The organism is Serpentinimonas sp. SMBJO2 (assembly GCF_056341105.1).
The window spans coordinates 120,001-122,500 of sequence record NZ_CP150628.1; the positions used below are offsets into that span (position 1 = coordinate 120,001).

Genomic DNA, 2,500 nt, shown 5'->3' on the forward strand with positions numbered 1-2,500 from the left:
CTGCGAACGCAGTTGCCAAGGCTTCTCAGTCTGGTGTCAGGGCTGCACCGATGCGGCGCAGCCTCAAACCAAACACATAACAGCCTGACGATGACCTACTTTCACACGGGGATCCGCACTATCATTGGCGCGCAGTCGTTTCACGGTCCTGTTCGGGATGGGAAGGGGTGGGACCGACTGGCTATGGTCGTCAGGCATAACTGGTTGCTGGGCTGCTTTTTGGGGCAGCGCAGCGGGATTCACAGAGTCGAATCGGATCTTGATTGCTTTGCATGGTTGGCCTGCAGCTTTGGGCTTTGGCCGGGTCATGCTGAGCGAATATTTTGAGCTCGAGCGTGAGTGCAGCGGATGGTTACGGCACACGTTTCGAGACATTCCTGCAAGGATGCATGGGGTCTTCAAAATTATAGGGTCAAGCCGCACGGGCAATTAGTACAGGTTAGCTCAACGCATTGCTGCGCTTACACACCCTGCCTATCAACGTCGTAGTCTTCGACGACCCTTCAGGGGGCTCAAGGCCCCGGCAGATCTCATCTTGGAACGAGTTTCCCGCTTAGATGCTTTCAGCGGTTATCTCTTCCGCACATAGCTACCCGGCGATGCCACTGGCGTGACAACCGGTACACCAGAGGTGCGTCCACTCCGGTCCTCTCGTACTAGGAGCAGGCTTCCTCAAATCTGCAGCGCCCACGGAAGATAGGGACAAAACTGTCTCACGACGTTTTAAACCCAGCTCACGTACCTCTTTAAATGGCGAACAGCCATACCCTTGGGACCGGCTACAGCCCCAGGATGAGATGAGCCGACATCGAGGTGCCAAACACCGCCGTCGATATGAACTCTTGGGCGGTATCAGCCTGTTATCCCCAGAGTACCTTTTATCCGTTGAGCGATGGCCCTTCCATACAGAACCACCGGATCACTATGTCCTGCTTTCGCATCTGCTCGACTTGTCGGTCTCGCAGTTAAGCACGCTTATGCCATTGCACTATTAGCACGATGTCCGACCGTACCTAGCGTACCTTCGAACTCCTCCGTTACGCTTTGGGAGGAGACCGCCCCAGTCAAACTGCCTACCATGCACTGTCCCCAATCCCGATTCAGGGACCAAGGTTAGAACCTCAAACGCACCAGGGTGGTATTTCAACGTTGGCTCCAGGCGAACTAGCATCCGCCCTTCAAAGCCTCCCACCTATCCTACACAGATCCGTTCAAAATCCAATACAAAGCTACAGTAAAGGTTCATGGGGTCTTTCCGTCTTTCCGCGGGGAGATTGCATCATCACAAACATTTCAACTTCGCTGAGTCTCGGGAGGAGACAGCGTGGCCATCGTTACGCCATTCGTGCAGGTCGGAACTTACCCGACAAGGAATTTCGCTACCTTAGGACCGTTATAGTTACGGCCGCCGTTTACCGGGACTTCGATCAAGAGCTTGCACCCCATCAATTAATCTTCCGGCACCGGGCAGGCGTCACACCCTATACGTCCACTTTCGTGTTTGCAGAGTGCTGTGTTTTTAGTAAACAGTCGCAGCCACCAATTTTTTGCAACCCCTTCGTGCTTCGATGCTCTCTACACACTACCAGGGCACACCTTCTTCCGAAGTTACGGTGTCAATTTGCCGAGTTCCTTCTCCCGAGTTCTCTCAAGCGCCTGAGAATACTCATCTCGCGCACCAGTGTCGGTTTGCGGTACGGTCAACTGCAAGCTGAAGCTTAGTGGCTTTTCCTGGGACCCCGTTTGGTTACTTCACGAACAAGTTCGCTCGATCGACAGCCTCGGTATATGTTGGGCGGATTTGCCTACCCAACGCCTACTTCTGCCTAAACCGGGACTTCCAACACCCGGATAACCTATTAAGATCCGTCCCCACATCGCACTTGCAGTCGGTACAGGAATATTGACCTGTTTCCCATCAGCTACGCATCTCTGCCTCGCCTTAGGGGCCGACTCACCCTACGCCGATGAACGTTGCGTAGGAAACCTTGCGCTTACGGCGAGCGGGCTTTTCACCCGCTTTAACGCTACTCATGTCAGCATTCGCACTTCTGATACCTCCAGCAGGCTTCACAACCCACCTTCAACGGCTTACAGAACGCTCTCCTACCACGCACATTGCTGTGCATCCGCAGCTTCGGTAACTGGCTTGAGCCCCGTTACATCTTCCGCGCAGGACGACTCGATCAGTGAGCTATTACGCTTTCTTTAAATGATGGCTGCTTCTAAGCCAACATCCTGACTGTCATAGCCTTCCCACTTCGTTTCCCACTTAGCCAATTTTAGGGACCTTAGCTGGCGGTCTGGGTTGTTTCCCTCTTGAGTCCGGACGTTAGCACCCGGTGCTCTGTCTCCCAAGCTGTACTCGTCGGTATTCGGAGTTTGCATAGGTTTGGTAAGTCGCCATGACCCCCTAGCCTAAACAGTGCTCTACCCCCGACGGTAATACTTGAGGCACTACCTAAATAGTTTTCGGAGAGAACCAGCTATTTCCAAGTTT

Annotated in this window: 2 rRNA genes (1 of these 2 cut by a window edge); both read right to left on the minus strand. The window is 53.6% G+C overall.

Annotated elements, in window-relative coordinates:
- Positions 1 to 82: 82 nt before the first annotated feature.
- Positions 83 to 195, minus strand: a 5S ribosomal RNA gene (gene rrf / locus AAAZ40_RS00595).
- A 213-nt stretch (positions 196 to 408) separates the two neighbouring features.
- Positions 409 to 2,500 (minus strand): 23S ribosomal RNA (locus AAAZ40_RS00600); it runs 785 nt beyond the window's last position.